The sequence below is a fragment of the Paraburkholderia oxyphila NBRC 105797 genome (assembly GCF_000685075.1).
GTDB classification, from domain to species: Bacteria; Pseudomonadota; Gammaproteobacteria; order Burkholderiales; family Burkholderiaceae; genus Paraburkholderia; species Paraburkholderia oxyphila.
The window spans coordinates 78481-94672 of the sequence record NZ_BAYD01000009.1; the positions used below are offsets into that span (position 1 = coordinate 78481).

11 protein-coding genes and 1 pseudogene are annotated in these 16192 nt (G+C 66.3%); 8 read left to right on the forward strand and 4 right to left on the reverse strand.

Annotation, left to right across the window (positions count from 1 at the left end; translation table 11 throughout):
• Positions 1-9: 9 nt before the first annotated feature.
• Both BO1_RS08370 and BO1_RS57200 read right to left on the reverse strand, forming a co-directional pair.
• Positions 10-702, reverse strand: a complete 693-nt coding sequence (locus BO1_RS08370) for a DUF1828 domain-containing protein (protein ID WP_167338322.1) — start codon at positions 700-702, stop codon at positions 10-12.
• A gap of 295 nt (positions 703-997) precedes the next feature.
• Positions 998-1153 (reverse strand): DUF3309 family protein, encoded by a 156-nt coding sequence (locus BO1_RS57200; protein ID WP_043284159.1) that lies wholly within the window; start codon positions 1151-1153, stop codon positions 998-1000.
• A gap of 149 nt (positions 1154-1302) precedes the next feature.
• Here BO1_RS57200 and BO1_RS50135 point away from each other — a divergent pair.
• The 7 genes and pseudogenes from BO1_RS50135 to BO1_RS08410 all read left to right on the forward strand — a co-directional run.
• A pseudogene (locus BO1_RS50135) lies at positions 1303-2427 on the forward strand (LacI family DNA-binding transcriptional regulator); the annotation flags it as partial.
• A 153-nt stretch (positions 2428-2580) separates the two neighbouring features.
• On the forward strand, positions 2581-3954 hold the full coding sequence (locus BO1_RS50140; RefSeq protein ID WP_245643734.1) for an AGE family epimerase/isomerase: 1374 nt from the start codon (positions 2581-2583) through the stop codon (positions 3952-3954).
• Positions 3955-4051: 97 nt separating this feature from the next.
• Entirely contained in the window at positions 4052-5029 is a 978-nt protein-coding gene (locus BO1_RS08390; protein ID WP_028217185.1) for a carbohydrate kinase family protein, read from the forward strand.
• A gap of 177 nt (positions 5030-5206) precedes the next feature.
• Positions 5207-5428, forward strand: a complete 222-nt coding sequence (locus BO1_RS08395; RefSeq protein WP_028217186.1) for a hypothetical protein — start codon at positions 5207-5209, stop codon at positions 5426-5428.
• A 207-nt stretch (positions 5429-5635) separates the two neighbouring features.
• A complete protein-coding gene (locus BO1_RS08400) occupies positions 5636-5881 on the forward strand; it encodes a hypothetical protein (RefSeq protein ID WP_028217187.1) in 246 nt (81 codons plus the stop codon).
• Between the two features lie 136 nt (positions 5882-6017).
• The gene (locus BO1_RS50145; RefSeq protein ID WP_245643735.1) at positions 6018-7118 is read left to right on the forward strand and encodes an ion channel; all 1101 of its coding nucleotides are present in this window, start codon (positions 6018-6020) and stop codon (positions 7116-7118) included.
• Positions 7119-7316: 198 nt separating this feature from the next.
• On the forward strand, positions 7317-10931 hold the full coding sequence (locus BO1_RS08410) for an indolepyruvate ferredoxin oxidoreductase family protein (RefSeq protein ID WP_028217188.1): 3615 nt from the start codon (positions 7317-7319) through the stop codon (positions 10929-10931).
• 94 nt (positions 10932-11025) lie between these two features.
• Here BO1_RS08410 and BO1_RS08415 read toward each other — a convergent pair whose 3' ends face one another.
• On the reverse strand, positions 11026-12297 hold the full coding sequence (locus BO1_RS08415; RefSeq protein WP_028217189.1) for a sensor domain-containing phosphodiesterase: 1272 nt from the start codon (positions 12295-12297) through the stop codon (positions 11026-11028).
• 388 nt (positions 12298-12685) lie between these two features.
• Here BO1_RS08415 and BO1_RS08425 point away from each other — a divergent pair, with 388 nt between their 5' ends.
• Entirely contained in the window at positions 12686-14353 is a 1668-nt protein-coding gene (locus tag BO1_RS08425) for a Na+/H+ antiporter (protein WP_028217190.1), read from the forward strand.
• Positions 14354-14640: 287 nt separating this feature from the next.
• On the opposite strand, the gene BO1_RS08430 is transcribed toward BO1_RS08425, so the two are convergent.
• The gene (locus BO1_RS08430; RefSeq protein ID WP_028217191.1) at positions 14641-15945 is read right to left on the reverse strand and encodes a solute carrier family 23 protein; all 1305 of its coding nucleotides are present in this window, start codon (positions 15943-15945) and stop codon (positions 14641-14643) included.
• Between the last annotated feature and the right edge of the window lie 247 nt (positions 15946-16192).

Genomic DNA, 16192 nt, shown 5'->3' on the forward strand with positions numbered 1-16192 from the left:
AACGCCGCGCTAGACGAAGGCGCGCAGCTTTCGTTCGAAGGCTTCGTCTGCGTCCAGTGAGGAGATCATGTCGTTGGCCGCGTTCATCAGCCGGCTGATATCTCGCGCCGGCATCTCCGCCGAGTTCTGAAATACCACCATGGACCGGAAATCCAGCTTCGCGGCATTGAGGTGCTGAAGGATGGTGGTCGTCAGCATGGCCTTTTCTCTGGTCGCGACGCCGAAAAGGTACAAAGGCCTCGCGAAACCTTCCACGTAGAAGTCCACGGGATAGTTGGCCGCGTCTACGAGAGCCGGCACGAGATAGTGCTCGTGGATCGAGTCCGCATGGACGCAGGCTCCAAGCTTGCGCTTCAGGTCCTCGTAGAACGCGCTCTTCACTCGCACCTGATTCAGGAACGTCAGCTCGTGAACGCGCGTAATGGCCTGACCAATCCGGAAGATGCCCGCATCCAATTGGTCCGCCGGACTGTCCAGGTACAACTCGCCGTCCTCCTCCTGAAGACCGATTTCCGCAACGATCTGACGAAAGACCCTGCCGCGCGTGCCTTTCTTCAATTTTGCGAGGTCGTTGTCGTAGCTGAGGCGCATCAGCGCGCCACCCAGGTCGGTAATTCGGAATCCGCCTGTCGGCAACGCCTCAAGATAGATCGCATAGGCATCGCCATCGCCGAACGTGAAAGGCGTGCCGACGTACAACAAGCCCCCCTCCTGCTGCACGACCCTGACGTCGGCGCATAGCGAAGCGCAGATGGATCTTTGAATTGCTTCGACGCTTACGGTCATGGCTAGTGAGGCTCGCTTTGAGGGTCGTTGCCGGCGCCGAATTGAACGGCTCTGAAGACATCGCCCGACGGCACTGCGAAGGACATCAGCCTTCGCCCGATTGTCAGCGAGCAAACGCGCGTATGACGTGATGTATATCAGCGGCAGCCGCTTTGGCTTGCGAATACCGCACATGCCCCTTCTACCGGCCTCTCAGCCCAGCAAACATGACCTAAACCTGCCCGGTCAGCACGAGCCACAACATGACGATCAAGCCGGCGCACACGGTGCCGGACGGTCCGTAGCCCCATGTGCGACTGTACGGCCATGCGGGCACGGAGGCGACCAACAGCAAGTCCAGAAAGAGCAGTAGAGAAATACCTTGCAAGAGAACTCCAAGTCGAACGATCACTCGCGACACCCCGCAATTGCCGTTCCCGGTCAGTTTTGTTTAGTGGTTTTTACTAAACATGTAAATTTACGTTTATTCAAGTCATTACGGGTATTTCCGGGGGTTTTTAGACCCTGGTCAACGTTATGCGGCCATATTTTTACTATACAATCGCCGCACACCTGACCATATCGCGGCGCGCACCCTCTGTGCACACCCCGGGCACGCCCGCCGCGCGGCGTCAGCTAGCGCAGACAGGAACCATGGCGACAACCATTCGTGACGTCGCGCAGGCGGCCAACGTGTCGATCGGCACGGTCTCCCGCGCACTGAAGAACCAGCCGGGCTTATCCGAGCTCACGCGCGCGCGCATCGTCGAAGTCGCGCGCTCGCTCGGCTACGACTGCGGGCAACTGCGCCCGCGCATCCGCCGCCTCACCTTCCTGCTGCACCGCCAGCACAACAATTTCGCCGCGAGCCCGTTCTTCTCGCACGTCCTGCACGGCGTGGAAGACGCCTGCCGTGAGCACGGCATCGTGCCCGCGCTGCTCACCGTCGGCCCCGCCGACGACACCATCCAGCAGCTGCGCCTGCACGCGCCCGACGCCATCGCCGTGGCGGGCTTCGTCGAACCGGAGACGCTCGCCGCGATGGTCGCGCTGCAGCGCCCGCTCGTGCTGATCGACCTGTGGGCGCAGGGCCTGCGCTCGGTGAACATCGACAACGCCGCGGGCGCCGCGCTCGCGATGCATCATCTGTTCAGCCTGGGGCGGCGGCGCGTGGCATTCATCGGCGGCTCGCTCGCGCACTACAGCATCGCGCAGCGCGCGCTCGGCTACCGGCGCGCGTTCTTCGAAGCGGGGCTGCTGTTCGATCCGTCGCTAGAGACCAGCATCGACGGCGGGCTCGATCCCGATACCGGCGCGGCGCTCGCCATGCAACGCCTGCTCGACGCCGCGCGCCGCTCTTCCGGCCCGTTGCCCGACGCCGTGTTCGCCTACAACGACGCCGCCGCGCTCGCCGCGATGCGCGTGTGCCAGGCCAATGGCTTGCGCGTGCCGCAGGACATCGCGATCGTCGGCTTCGACGACATCCCCGGCGCCTCGCACGCCGCGCCCGCGCTCTCGACGATCGCTGTCGACAAAGAAGCGCTCGGCCGCCGCGGCGTCGAGTTGCTGCTCGAAGAAGCGCCCGAGACAAGCGAAATCGTGCTGCCCGTGCGGCTCGTCGAGCGTGCGAGCACGGTTGCAAGTGAGCGCATGTCGGCTGCTACATCGGGTACCGCATCGGTTACCGCACCGGCTGCGACATCGGTTGCCATGAGCGCGCCGTTGCGCGCCGCGCCGACCGCCCACGAAGCACACGAAGCGCTGCTGAAGCCCCACCAAGCCTAGTCAGTCACGCCAAGCCAAGACGAGAACGCCATGACGAAGCCTTCAAACGCCGCCCCATCCCACGAGGCCCAACCGGCCAAACAGGACCAGGCGGCCCACGCAAACGTGCAAGCGGGCGCCATAGCTCCCGCCGTCGCGAGCTTTCGCGACCGCGCGTTCCTGCTCGGTCATGTCGAGGACACGCTGCGCTTCTACGCGCCCAACGTGCTCGACCGCTCGGGCGGCTTCTTCCATTACTTCCGCGACGACGGTTCGGTCTACAACGCCCACTCGCGCCACCTCGTGAGCAGTTGCCGCTTCGTCTTCAACTACGCGATGGCCTACCGCGAGTTCGGCGACCCGCTCCACCTCGAATACGCGCGCCACGGCCTGCAGTTCCTGCGCGAGGCGCACTGGGACCCGCATCACGAAGGCTACGACTGGGAGCTCGAATGGCGCGACGGCAAGAAGCACACGCTCGACGCCACGCGCCACTGCTACGGCCTCGCTTTCGTGCTGCTCGCGTACGCGCACGCGGCGATGGCGGGCATCGAAGAAGCCCGGCCGATGATCGCCGCCACCTTCGAGCTGATGGAGCATCGCTTCTGGGACGGCGCGGCGGGCCTCTACGCCGACGAAGCAAACGCGGACTGGCTCGTGTCGAGCTATCGCGGCCAGAACGCGAACATGCATACCACCGAGGCGCTGCTCGCCGCCTACGAGGCAACCGGCCACCTCGTCTATCTCGACCGCGCGGAGCGCGTCGCGTCGAACATCACGCTGCGCCAGGCGAAGCTCTCGCAAGGGCTCGTGTGGGAGCACTTTCACGCCGACTGGTCGGTGGACTGGCACTACAACGAAGAGGACAGCTCGAACATCTTTCGTCCGTGGGGCTTCCAGCCGGGGCACCAGACCGAATGGGCGAAGCTGCTCCTGATCCTCGAGCGCCATCGCCCATTGCCGTGGCTGCTGCCGCGCGCGATCGAACTGTTCGATGCAGCCATGGCGCATGCCTGGGACGACGATCACGGCGGGCTCTACTACGGCTTCGGCCCGGACGGCACGGTGTGCGACCACGACAAGTACTTCTGGGTGCAGGCCGAGACTTTCGCAACCGCCGCGCTGCTCGGCAAGCGCACCGGCAATGAACGCTTCTGGGACTGGTACGACGAGCTCTGGCGCTACAGCTGGGCGCATTTCGTCGATCATCGCTACGGTGCGTGGTATCGCATCCTCACCTGCGACAACCGCAAGTACAGCGACGAGAAAAGCCCTGCGGGCAAGACCGATTACCACACGATGGGCGCTTGTTACGAAGTCCTGAACGCCTTGCCGGGCCGCGGCATGGCGCCCGCTATCGGGCACGAGGCCGGACGCGAGACAGCCTTCGCGCAGGCGAACGGCACCGACGGCCGCGCATCGTAAGCGACTGAAAGCATCACGGCGCAAGATCGAAGCAACATCGACACAAACGCGACGCAACAACGAAGCAACAGCGACGCAACAGGCGAAGGAACACGCGATGAGCACCTGCAGCACTGGCCCCGACTTTTCTTCCGGCTTCCCCGCGTTTATTTCGGCGGGCGACATCCTCACCGATCTGGTGCGCGGCCCCGCGCCCGAAGGCACGGCACACACATCGGCCGCGCCGGGCATGGACTCGCACTGGCGCGCACACCCTGGAGGCGCGGGCTGGAACGTGGCGCGCGCAGTGGCGCGCCTCGGTCTGCCCACGGCGTGCGCGGGCGCGCTCGGCACCGACAACTTCTCCGACGAGCTTTGGAACGCGAGCGTCGCCGCCGGCCTCGACATGCGCTTCATGCAGCGCGTCGGGCGCGCGCCGCTGCTCGCGATCGTGCACCAGACGCATCCGCCCGCGTACTACTTCATCGGCGATAACAGCGCGGACCTCGCCTTCGATCCCGCGAAGCTGCCCGAAGGCTGGCGCGCGCATGCGAAGTGGGCGCACTTCGGCTGCATCAGCCTCGTGCGCCAGCCGCTCGGCGAAACGCTCGCGACGCTCGCGGCCGAATTGCGCGCGGCGGGTGTGAAGATCAGCTTCGACCCGAACTACCGCAATCTGATGGCGCACGGCTACGAGCCGATCCTGCACCGCATGGCCGCGCTCGCCGATCTCATCAAGGTGTCCGACGAAGACCTGCGCATGCTGTTCGCCGATAAAAGCGAAGCAGAGGCTATCACGGCCCTGCGCGAGCTGAATCCAGCGGCCACACTGCTCGTCACGCGCGGTGCGCAAGCGGCGACGCTCTATGCCGGCGACGCAGTGATCGAGGCGGCCCCGCCGCGCGTCGAAGTCGCCGACACGGTGGGGGCGGGCGACGCCTCCATCGGCGGATTGCTCTTCAGCCTGATGAGCGCGCCCCAGCGCGACTGGCGTCAACATCTGGCGTTCGCGCTCGCGGCGGGCGCCGCGGCATGCCGCCGGCCCGGCGCGCATTCGCCCACGCTCGACGAAGTCGTCGCACTGCTCGCGGACTAGCGCGCTCGCCCGCGCGTGCGGGCGGGCGTCTTACAACGACGGCACCGACTGCTCGTGCGCCGCGTCCGATGCGCGGCGCACGGCTGACATGAAAGCGCCGCGTCAGCGTCACATGCGTGCCCCGCAGCGGTCTGGTCAACGTGCTAGCATGGAATTTCCTTCCACGAGGAGTTCGCTATGGACGACGTCACCTACACCAAGGGGATCTACACGGCAGTCGCCTCTGTGCGACCCATGAACGCCGGCCAGTACCAGGGCCTGGTCTCCCTGGCGCGCGACGACGGCGAAGAACTCGAGAACGCGGTCTACGAAGTGGACGGCGCCTCGGGGACGCCCGAAGAAGCTCTGGAAGAAGCCAAGGCGCTCGCGCACCGCATCCTTGGCGAGCTCGAACTGTAAGGTGCAAGCGAGGCAAGCGCGAACCGCGCGGGGCGGCGATCCCGTCCTCGAAGGCCCTCTTCACGCGCGCCCCCGCAATGGGTCGGCGCTCGCGCGCGAACGGGTTTGACCCGGGGCCTGCTCATACCCGTAGCGGGCTCTGACCGGCTGCTGTGCATGGGACCAGAAAAAGTGCGTCGCACCCGCTCTGGTCGACAGGAGATGAACATGGCCGAACAGCTCTTTCTCTATGGCGTCTACGCCATCCACGTGCACCCGCTCGAACTGCAGGGCGCGCGCTGGGACGCCGAATATCAGATCACGCATCGCGACAAGCCCGTGCAGCAGTGGGTCACGATAGGCGGCAACGAGGGCTTCGATGCGCCCGCAGTGGCCGTCGACGCCGCGCACCGCCAGGCCATCGCCGACATCGAACACGGCGCTGGCATTCCGAAGCCGCACGCGTTTCCGTGACCGGCGCGGGCGCAGCGCCCGCCTCCGAATGCTCGCTTGATCTCGCGCAGAGCCGCTGCGCGCGTGCGCGCTTGTCCGGTTTCTCGGGGATTGCTACGCTTGGCTCCTCATTTCGCCCCCCGAAGAAGCGACCACCATGACACCCGAAATGCCGGAGCGCAACGCATACGAGAATGCCAACGAGCCGGCCGCGCAGGACGCCTCCGCAGTGCATGCGCCGGCCGCCAGGGACGCGGATGAGCAACCCGAGGAAACCTCGACCGACGCACTGTGCCCGCCGGTCTCCACCGCGGCGGCCTCCGCCACGGCGACATCCTCCGCGCAGGCGCCAGAGCCCGAAACCCGCCACGGCATACCGCGCAAGCTGCATTTCGGCTCGCGGAAGATTCTCGTCTACGGCATGCCCGTGCAGACCTGGCGCGACTTCTATCACTTCGCGCTCACGATGCGCTGGCTCACGTTCTTCGCCTCGCTCGCCGGCCTCTTCATCCTGCTCAACGGCGTCTTCGCGTGCCTCTATCTGTTGGGCACGGCGCCCATTGCCAACCAGTACCCGCACGGCTTCCTCGGCGCGTTCTTCTTCAGCGTCGAGACGCTCGCCACGGTCGGCTACGGCGACATGCATCCGCAAACGATCTACGCCCACCTCGTCGCGACGCTCGAGATCTTCGTGGGCATGTCGAGCATCGCCTTGGCCACCGGACTTATCTTCGCGCGCTTCTCGCGCCCGCGCGCGAAGATCCTGTTCGCCAACCAGGTGGTCGTGCATCCGATCGAAGGCCGCATGACGCTGATGGTGCGCGCCGCCAACGCGCGCCAGAACGTGATTGCCGAAGCGCAGGCGAAGCTGCGCCTGATCCGCGTCGAGACCTCCTCGGACGGCTACACCGCGCGGCGCATCTACGACCTCAAGCTCGTGCGCTCGGAGCATCCGCTCTTCACGCTCGGCTGGAACCTCATGCACATCATCGACGAATCGAGCCCGCTGTTCGGCGCCACGGCCGAATCGCTCGCGCGCCAGACCGCGGCGCTGCACGTCGTGATCGAAGGCTCGGACGAGTCGACCGCGCAGATCATGCAGGCGCGCCACATCTGGTCGGATTCGCAGATCCGCTGGCAGCACCGCTACGTCGATCTGATCACCGAGGTGGACGGCGTGAGCATCATGGACTACTCGCACTTTCACGAAGTCACGCCGTTCGACAACGCCAGGCCGTACGGCCCGCACGTGATCTGACTCCGGACGCTCCCGCAGGCGTCCAAAGCCGGCTAGGGAGATCTTTCTCAAAATTAGCCCGCCACGGGCAGCCTGTCGCGCGAATTGCACCCGCGCCCGGTCAGTTAGCAAAATATTTCCGTCATTGGCGCGAAAAAATAGAGTCTTCTTCGCCGCCCTCCGTGGAGGGTGCACGACAGCAATAAATGGAGACTCCCCATGACCGCGCGCCCCGCGTTTGGCGACACGCCCGCCACCCCGCCCCTCGCTGATTACAAGCTCACCGACAACCTCACCGCCACGCGCGGCCGCATCTTCCTCACCGGCACCCAGGCGCTGATCCGCCTGCCGCTGATGCAGCGCGCGCTCGACCGCGTGCATGGCCTGAACACGGCGGGCTTCATCAGCGGCTATCGCGGCTCGCCGCTCGGCATGGTCGACCAGCAGGCCTGGAAGGCCAAGAAGCTGCTCGAAGCCGCCGATGTGCGCTTTTTGCCCGCCATCAACGAGGAGTTGGGCGGCACCGCCGTGCTCGGCACGCAGCGCGTGGAAGCGGACCCGGAGCGCACCGTCGAAGGCGTGTTCGCGATGTGGTACGGCAAGGGCCCGGGCGTCGATCGCGCCGGCGACGCGCTCAAGCACGGCAACGCCTACGGCTCGTCGGCGCACGGCGGCGTGCTCGTGGTGGCGGGCGACGATCACGGCTGCGTGTCGTCGTCGATGCCGCATCAGAGCGACTTCGCGATGATGGCGTGGCACATGCCCATCGTGAATCCGTCGAACATCGCCGACATGCTCGAGTTCGGCCTGTACGGCTGGGCGCTCTCGCGCTACTCGGGCGCATGGGTGGGCTACAAGGCGATTTCGGAGACGGTGGAGTCGGGCTCGACCGTCGACCTCGATGCCCTGCAAACAGACTGGCAAGCACCGCAAGGCTTCACCCCGCCGCCCGGCGGCCTGCACAACCGCTGGCCCGATCTGCCGAGCCTCGCGATCGAGCAGCGCCTCGCGGCCAAGCTCGACGCCGTGCGCCACTTCGCGCGCGCGAACAGCATCGACAAGTGGATCGCTCCGAGCCCGCACGCGAACGTGGGCATCGTCACCTGCGGCAAGGCGCATCTGGACTTGATGGAAACGCTGCGCCGCCTCGATCTCACGGTCGAGGACCTCGACCGCGCGGGCGTGCGCATCTACAAGGTGGGGCTCTCGTTCCCGCTGGAGATGTCGCGTATCGACGCCTTCGTCTCGGGACTCACCGACGTGCTCGTGATCGAAGAGAAAGGCCCCGTGATCGAGCAGCAGATCAAGGACTACCTCTACAACCGCAAGGAAGGGGCGCGCCCGGCCATCGTCGGCAAGCATGCCGAGGACGGCACGCTGCTGCTCTCCGAGCTGGGCGAGCTGCGCCCTTCGCGCATCCTGCCCGTGTTCGCCGCGTGGCTCGCGAAGCACAAGCCGGCGCTCGACCGCCGCGAGCGCGTGGTCGACCTCGTGGCGCCGCAGATTCTTTCGAACGTCGCGGATGCGGTGAAGCGCACGCCCTACTTCTGCTCAGGCTGCCCGCACAACACCTCGACGAAGGTGCCCGAAGGCTCGATTGCGCAAGCCGGAATCGGCTGTCACTTCATGGCCTCGTGGATGGAGCGCGACACCACGGGCCTGATCCAGATGGGCGGCGAAGGCGTGGACTGGGCCGCGCACTCGATGTTCACGAAAATGCCGCACGTGTTCCAGAATCTCGGCGACGGCACCTACTTTCATTCAGGCATCCTCGCGATCCGCCAGGCCGTGGCCGCGAAGACCAACATCACCTACAAGATCCTCTACAACGACGCCGTGGCGATGACGGGCGGCCAGCCCGTGGACGGCAGCATCTCCGTGCCGCAGATCGCGCGCCAGGTGGAAGCCGAGGGCGTGTCGCGCTTCGTGGTGGTGAGCGACGAGCCCGAGAAGTACGACGGCCATCACGGCCTGTTCCCGAAGGGCACGACGTTCCATCACCGCAGCGAGCTCGACACCGTGCAGCGCGAGCTGCGCGAAACGCTGGGCGTGACCGTGCTGATCTACGACCAGACCTGCGCCGCCGAGAAGCGCCGCCGCCGCAAGAAAGGCGAATTTCCCGACCCGGACAAGCGCCTGTTCATCAACGAGGAAGTCTGTGAAGGCTGCGGCGATTGCGGCGTGCAGTCGAACTGCCTCTCGGTCGAGCCGGTGGAAACGGAGCTGGGCCGCAAGCGCCGCATCGACCAGTCGTCGTGCAACAAGGATTATTCGTGCGTGAACGGCTTCTGCCCGAGCTTCGTCACCATCGAAGGCGGCAAGCTCAAGAAGGCCGCGGGCGCCGCGTTCGATCCGCAGGCGCTCGCCGCGCGCGTGAATGCGCTGCCGCTCCCGGCCACGCACCTGGATAACGCGCCCTACGACATCCTCGTGACCGGTGTGGGCGGCACGGGCGTGGTGACGGTGGGCGCGCTCATCAGCATGGCCGCGCATCTGGAAGGCAAGAGCGCTTCCGTGCTCGACTTCATGGGCTTCGCGCAGAAGGGCGGCTCGGTGCTCTCGTTCGTGCGCTTCGCGGCGACCGATGCGTTGCTCAACCAGGTGCGCATCGACACGCAGCAGGCCGACCTGCTGCTCGCCTGCGACATGGTGGTGGGCGCGAGCGCCGACGCGCTGCAGACCGTGCGCCACGACCGCACGCGCATCGTCGTGAACACGCATGAGATTCCGAACGCGGCGTTCGTGCAGAACCCCGAAGCGAACCTGCACGCCGATGCGCTGCTCGCGAAGATGCGCCATGCGGCGACGGGCGGCGCCACGCTTGCGCAAGATCCGCTTGCGGCCTGCGATGCGCAAGCCCTCGCGCAACGCTTCCTCGGCGACACCATCGGCGCGAACATCGTGATGCTCGGCTTCGCGTGGCAGCTCGGCCTCGTGCCCGTTTCGCTCGCGGCGCTCACGCGTGCGATCGAGCTGAATAACGTGGCCGTGCAGGCGAATCTGCTCGCGTTCTCGATCGGACGCCTCGCCGCTGCCGATACGGCTGCGCTCGAAGCGCTGGACACGCAACGCGCGGCGGCTGCAAAGGCGACGGTGCGCAAGCTCACGCAGACGCTCGACGAGTTGGTCGCGGATCGCGAGCAGCGTTTGCTCGCTTACGGCGGCTCGGGCTACGTTAAGCGTTATCGCGCGCTGGTCGACGCGGCACGCGGCGCCGACAAATCCGCCGATCAAGCGCTCGCGCGCGCCGTAGCAAACACGTTCTATCGCCTGCTCGCAGTGAAGGATGAATACGAAGTGGCGCGCCTGCACGCCGATCCGGCCTTCCGCGCCGCGCTCGAAGCGCAGTTCGAAGGCAAGGCCGGCAACGACTTCACGGTGAAGTTCAACCTCGCGCCGCCGCTCATCGCGCGTGAGAAGAACGGCCAGCATCCGCGCAAGATGCAGTTCGGGCAGTGGCTGTGGAGTGCGTTCGGGCTGCTTCAGAAAGGACGCGCGGTGCGCGGCACGTGGCTCGATCCGTTCGGCAAGACGCTCGAGCGCCGCATGGAACGCGCCCTCGCCGATGACTATGAAGCGACGCTGCGCGGTGCGCTCTCAGGCGTCACCGCAGAGCAAGCCGCCGATCTCGCGAAGTTCGCGAGCCTGTATCAGCGCGTGCGCGGCTATGGCCACGTGAAGCTCGCGAATCTCGCTTCGGTCAAGCGCAGCGAGCGCGAACTCGCCACGCGCCTGAATATCGACGTGAAGACGAGCGCGGCGGTGAATGAGGCGCTCGCCTCGTTCAAGGGCGCGGGCGCCTTGCGCGGCATTCCGGTGGTGGTTGCGAAATAAGCTTTGCTTTCAGTATCAGGCAAGCAAACGGCGCGAGTGCTTCACACTCGCGCCGTTTTTTTTTCATCGATACACAACGCGGTAAGGCGCGCGCTCAGGCCACCTCCTCCGCCAGCCAGTCCACATCCCCACACAGCACGCACAGACGATCGCCCACCTGCACCGCCATCGAAAGCGTCACGCACGGCAGCGCCTCGTTGATCGACAAATACGGCGCGCTCACGTGCACGCGCCCCGGCGCCACCAGCGCCGCGCGAAAATACGGCCGGCGCAGCCAGTTCGCGCCCTGCGCATCATCTAGCGGCAAGAAACGCGCGTCGTGCTCGGCGCGGTCCACGCGCAGCACCACGTTGCGCCCCGCCTGCCGCCCGTTAGCGTCAAGCAGGAAGCAGCGCGCCGCATGATCGAGCGCGAGAAAATTCCAGCACACCTCTTCCAGCGACTCGCCCGCGCCGAGCCGCTCAGCCGCACGCTCGAACGCGCGCACGTAGGGCGCGAGGCGGCTTGCCGTGCCGCGCTCGCGTGCTTCGGTCTGCTGACGAAATCGCTCTGTAGCCTCGCCAATCACAGCCTGCGCGTGCGCCGCATCAGTGAGCCCGGGCGCGGGCCGCGCGAAGAAGAAGCCCTGCACGAAGTCGGCGTTGCACGAGAGCGCGAGCTGCGCTTCCTGCTCCGTCTCCACGCCCTCGATCAGCACCAGCTTGCCGGCCTCGTGCAGCAGCGCGACGAGCGCGGGCAGCGTCGCGGCCATGTCGGCGCGATGCGCGGCGTGCAACAGCATGATGCGGTCGAGCTTCACGATATCGGGATTCAACTGCCACACTCGGCCGATATCGACATGCCCCGCGCCGAAGTCGTCGAGCGCGATGAGAAAGCCGCGCTCGCGGAACTCGGCCACCGCGTGCGCGAGTGCGTCGAGATCGGTCGCATCGGCTTCGAGCACCTCGAGCACGACACGCCGCGGCGGCAAATCGAGCCGCAGCAAGTTCGCCAGCAGCGCCGCCGCGTGATACGGCTCGATCAGCGTGCCCGGATGCACGTTCAGAAAAAGCCACTCGCGCTCGGCGCCGAGCAAGGCGAAGTTCTCCAGGTGCAGCGCCTGCGCGAGCCGGTCCACCTGGAGCACCTCGCCCACGCGCGCGGCTTCGCCGAACACGTCAATGGGCGAAATGGGCCTGTCGAGCGAGTCGTGCGCGCGCAAGAACCCCTCGTAGCCGATCGCGCGCATGTGCGAGAGACTGAAAACCGGCTGAAACACACTCGTGAGCGTGAGCTCGCCATGCTGCACGCTATAGCGCTCCAGCCCCGACGCGACGCTCAGATCGAAGCCGTGCGGCGCCGTCTTGTCCTGCTGTTCTGTGATCATGCTTTCCTCTTCGCGCAAGTTGATCGCCGCGGCTGGCGTGCCGGCGGTCCCTGCGTTGCGCCTCCGGTGGCGATCAAGCAAGGTCCGTGCGCACGCAAACCGCGACCCGGCGCGCATCGAAACCCGTGCCGCCGCCCACGTGCATGCGCGCTCAACGGGCATGCCACACTTCGGGGCGCACCAAAACCGTGCGTCACGTTCGCTCGTTCCTGCATGACAAGGCGCGCATCGCCCGGGCAAGCACCGCGCCTGCCCGCTTCGCGGCGTCCAGAGCCGTCCTCAAGCTAAACTGTCCGACAGCCGCCGCCTGCCTCGCCAGGCACCTCAGCATCCGTTCGCAACGCTTCCGCATTAAAGGGACGCACCACGTCCCCGTCTTACCGCATCGATGGAAACCCTTTTCACCGTTCTCATTCTGCTCCTTGCCGTGGCGCTTTCGGGCGTCATCGTGCGCCTTCTGCCCGTCAAGCTGCCGCTGCCGCTTTTGCAGATCGCCATCGGCGCGTTGCTGACGTTTCCGCGCATCAATCCGCACGTGACGTTCGACCCCGACATCTTCATGGCGCTGTTCATTCCGCCGCTGCTGTTCGCCGACGGCTGGCGCATGCCCAAGCGCGAATTCTTCATGCAGCGCCGCGCAATCCTGATGCTCGCGCTCGGCCTCGTGCTGTTCACCGTGGTGGCGGTGGGCTATTTCGTGCACTGGCTCGTGCCGCAGATCTCGCTGCCGGTGGCCTTCGCGCTCGCCGCCGTGCTCTCGCCCACCGACGCCGTGGCGCTCTCGGCCATCGCCGGCAAGGACAAGATTCCCGCGCAGCTCATGCACATCCTCGAAGGCGAAGCGCTGATGAACGACGCGTCCGGCCTCGTCGCGCTGAAGTTCGCCGTGGCCGCCGCGCTCACGGGCTACTTCTCGCTGCGCGAAGCCACGCTCAGCTTCTTTCTGATCGCGGCGGGCGGGCTTGCCGTGGGCGCGGCGATCGGCTGGCTCTTCAGCTTCGCGTCCGCGCGCTTTCTCAACGTGACGGCGGAAGGCGACCCCGCGCCCGGCGTCGTGATGACCATGCTGATCCCGTTCGCGGCTTACCTCATCGCCGAGCATCTCGAAGTGTCGGGCGTGCTGGCCGCCGTGGCCGCGGGGATGATGATGAACTACACGAGCGTCGCGCTCACGGGCCCGGTTTCCTCACGGGTGCGCGCGACCAGCACGTGGTCGATGATCGAATTCATCTTCAACGGCATGGTGTTCACGCTGCTCGGCCTGCAATTCCCCGGGATTCTCGGCAAGGCGCTGCTCGACGCGCACCACACGAGCAATGTGCAGATGCTGCGCCTCATTGGCTATATCGCGGCCGTGCTGGTGGCGCTCTATGCGATGCGCTTCGGCTGGGTGTGGCTGCTGCGCTGGTTCGCGAGCCGCAGCGCCGCGCGTCACGGCGTGGCCAACGCGGTGCCGGGCCTGCGCACCGTGGCGATCACGACGGTGGCCGGCGTGCGCGGCGCGGTCACGCTCGCCGGCGTGCTCTCGCTGCCCGTGGCGCTCAACAACGGCGCGCCGCTGCCGGGACGCGACAGCGCCATTTTTATCGCCTCGGGGGTGATACTCGCCTCGCTGCTGGTGGCGATCGTCGGGTTGCCGCTGCTGCTGCGCGGCGTGAAGCGCGGCGCGCATCCGGCGCACGCCGCCGAGGAACGCGCGGCGCGCGCGCAAGCGGCACAAGCCGCGATCCGCGCGGTGGATGCGCTGCATGAAAAAGCCACCGAGGACATGGACGAACAGCAGGCCGCCTACGCCGCCGACGTCACGGCGCGCGTGATGGACACCTATCGGCGGCGCCTCGCGACAGTCGACGCCGACCGCGACCGCGCCAGGCACGCTCGCGAGGCGGAGGCGCTCGAAATGCAGATGCGCCTGGCGGCCATGCGCGCCGAACGCGCGACGCTGGTCGATCTGCGCAACCGGCAGACGATCAATGACGAGACGCTCGTGAAGCTGATGCGTGAGGTGGATCTCTCGGAAACGGCGATGACTACGCGTGGGCGGAATCGGGGGTAGGCGCGAGAGCGCGTCGCGAGCGCGCAGTGATCTCGTAGTAAGCGCGCGGTCGGCGCGGTTGGCGCGGTTGGCGCGGTTGGCGCGGCGAGATCATAAAGACGCGCACATAGACGCGTGCAAAAGCGCTCGCGAAGAAACGCCCGTAAAAAGCGCACGAAGCAATGCACAAAAAACAAACGCGACGCCCTATCTAAAAAGGCGTCGCGTTTTTCATGCGCGAATTATGCGCGTTTGGGCATGGCGCTCAACGCGCCTTTGGCACCCAAAGGCGCCACCGTCAACCGCCCTTAAACCACCGCTCCCTGCGCCGGCTTCTTGCGCAGCAGCGCGTAGAGGATGATCGCACCGAAGGTCGCCGTGCCGATGCCACCGAGTCCGAAATTGCCGAGCTTGAGCGAGAAGTCACCGGCGCCGAGCACGAGCGTGACGGCGGCCACGATCAAGTTGCGGTTATCCGAGAAGTCGACCTTGTTGACGACCCAGATGCGCGCGCCCGTCACGGCAATGAGGCCGAACACGACGATGGACACGCCGCCGAGCACCGGCCCCGGAATGGTCTGAATCACGGCGCCGAACTTCGGCGAGAAGCCGAGCGCGAGCGCGATGAGCGCGGCGATCGCGAACACGAGCGTCGAGTAGATCCGCGTGACGGCCATCACGCCGATGTTCTCGCCGTAGGTCGTCACGCCCGTGCCGCCGAGGAAGCCCGAGACGATGGTGGCCAGACCGTCGCCGATGAACGCGCGGCCGATGTAGCGGTCGAGGTTCTGGCCCGTCATGGCCGAGACGGCCTTGATGTGGCCGAGGTTCTCCGCCACGAGGATCACGGCGATGGGCACGAGCATGGTCATCGCGTGCGGATCGAACACGGGCGCGGTGAACTTGGGCAGGCCGAACCAGGCGGCGTTCGCGACGATCGCAAAGTCGATCGGCTTGCCGAGGCCCATGCCGTTGGTCACGATCGCATAGATCACATAGGCAATCACGAGGCCCACGAGAATCAGCAGGCGCTGCAGCATGCCGCGCGTGAAGACGGCCACACCGCCCACGCAGAGGATGGTGACGAGCGCCATCGACGCATCGAACTCCGAGCCGTTCACGCCCTTCACGGCGGTGGGCGCGAGATTCAGGCCGATCACGGCGACGATCGCACCGGTCACGACGGGCGGCATGAGCGTCTCGATCCACTTCGTGCCGATGACCGAAACGAGCAGACCGATCAGCGCGTAGGCCACGCCGCACGCGATGATGCCGCCGAGCGCGACCGGAATGTTGGTGTTCGGCCCGTGGCCGCCGTAACCCGTGACCGCGATCACGAGGCCGATGAACGCGAAGCTCGAGCCGAGGTAGCTCGGCACGCGCCCGCCCACGAGGACGAAGAACAGCAGCGTGCCGATCCCCGACATGAAAATGCACAGGTTCGGATCGAAGCCCATGAGCAGCGGCGCGAGCACCGTCGAGCCGAACATGGCGACGACGTGCTGCACGCCCATCGCGAACATCTGCGGCCAGGGCAGGCGCTCGTCGGGCGCGACGACGTTCTGCGCGGCGCTCGCTTGCACGCGCCAGCGGGGAAACCAGGAATCGGACATAGGGGGCTCCTCTTGTGCCATTGTTGACCGTGATGCACCGGCTGCCGGCGTGGTCTAGTTTTGTCTTTTGGAACGGGGCGTGGGATTTGGACCACATGCGCGGGCATCGCGCAGGCGGTGCTCAGGTTGCAAACTCGCACATGCCCATGGGAGAAATCACGCGCGAGTGTACGGAGCCGCAAACGACGTGGCAAGGCGGACGTGCGCGCCTGTGGGCCGGACGAAACAACGCGCCGCGCAGGGTGGC

Coding starts and splice junctions, on each gene's coding strand:
- BO1_RS08395 (WP_028217186.1), top strand. CDS start 5,207: ATGGACGACGTCACCTACACCAAGGGGATCTACACGGCAGTCGCCTCT.
- BO1_RS08430 (WP_028217191.1), bottom strand. CDS start 15,945: ATGTCCGATTCCTGGTTTCCCCGCTGGCGCGTGCAAGCGAGCGCCGCG.
- BO1_RS50140 (WP_245643734.1), top strand. CDS start 2,581: ATGACGAAGCCTTCAAACGCCGCCCCATCCCACGAGGCCCAACCGGCC.
- BO1_RS08390 (WP_028217185.1), top strand. CDS start 4,052: ATGAGCACCTGCAGCACTGGCCCCGACTTTTCTTCCGGCTTCCCCGCG.
- BO1_RS08400 (WP_028217187.1), top strand. CDS start 5,636: ATGGCCGAACAGCTCTTTCTCTATGGCGTCTACGCCATCCACGTGCAC.
- BO1_RS08425 (WP_028217190.1), top strand. CDS start 12,686: ATGGAAACCCTTTTCACCGTTCTCATTCTGCTCCTTGCCGTGGCGCTT.
- BO1_RS50145 (WP_245643735.1), top strand. CDS start 6,018: ATGACACCCGAAATGCCGGAGCGCAACGCATACGAGAATGCCAACGAG.
- BO1_RS08410 (WP_028217188.1), top strand. CDS start 7,317: ATGACCGCGCGCCCCGCGTTTGGCGACACGCCCGCCACCCCGCCCCTC.
- BO1_RS08415 (WP_028217189.1), bottom strand. CDS start 12,297: ATGATCACAGAACAGCAGGACAAGACGGCGCCGCACGGCTTCGATCTG.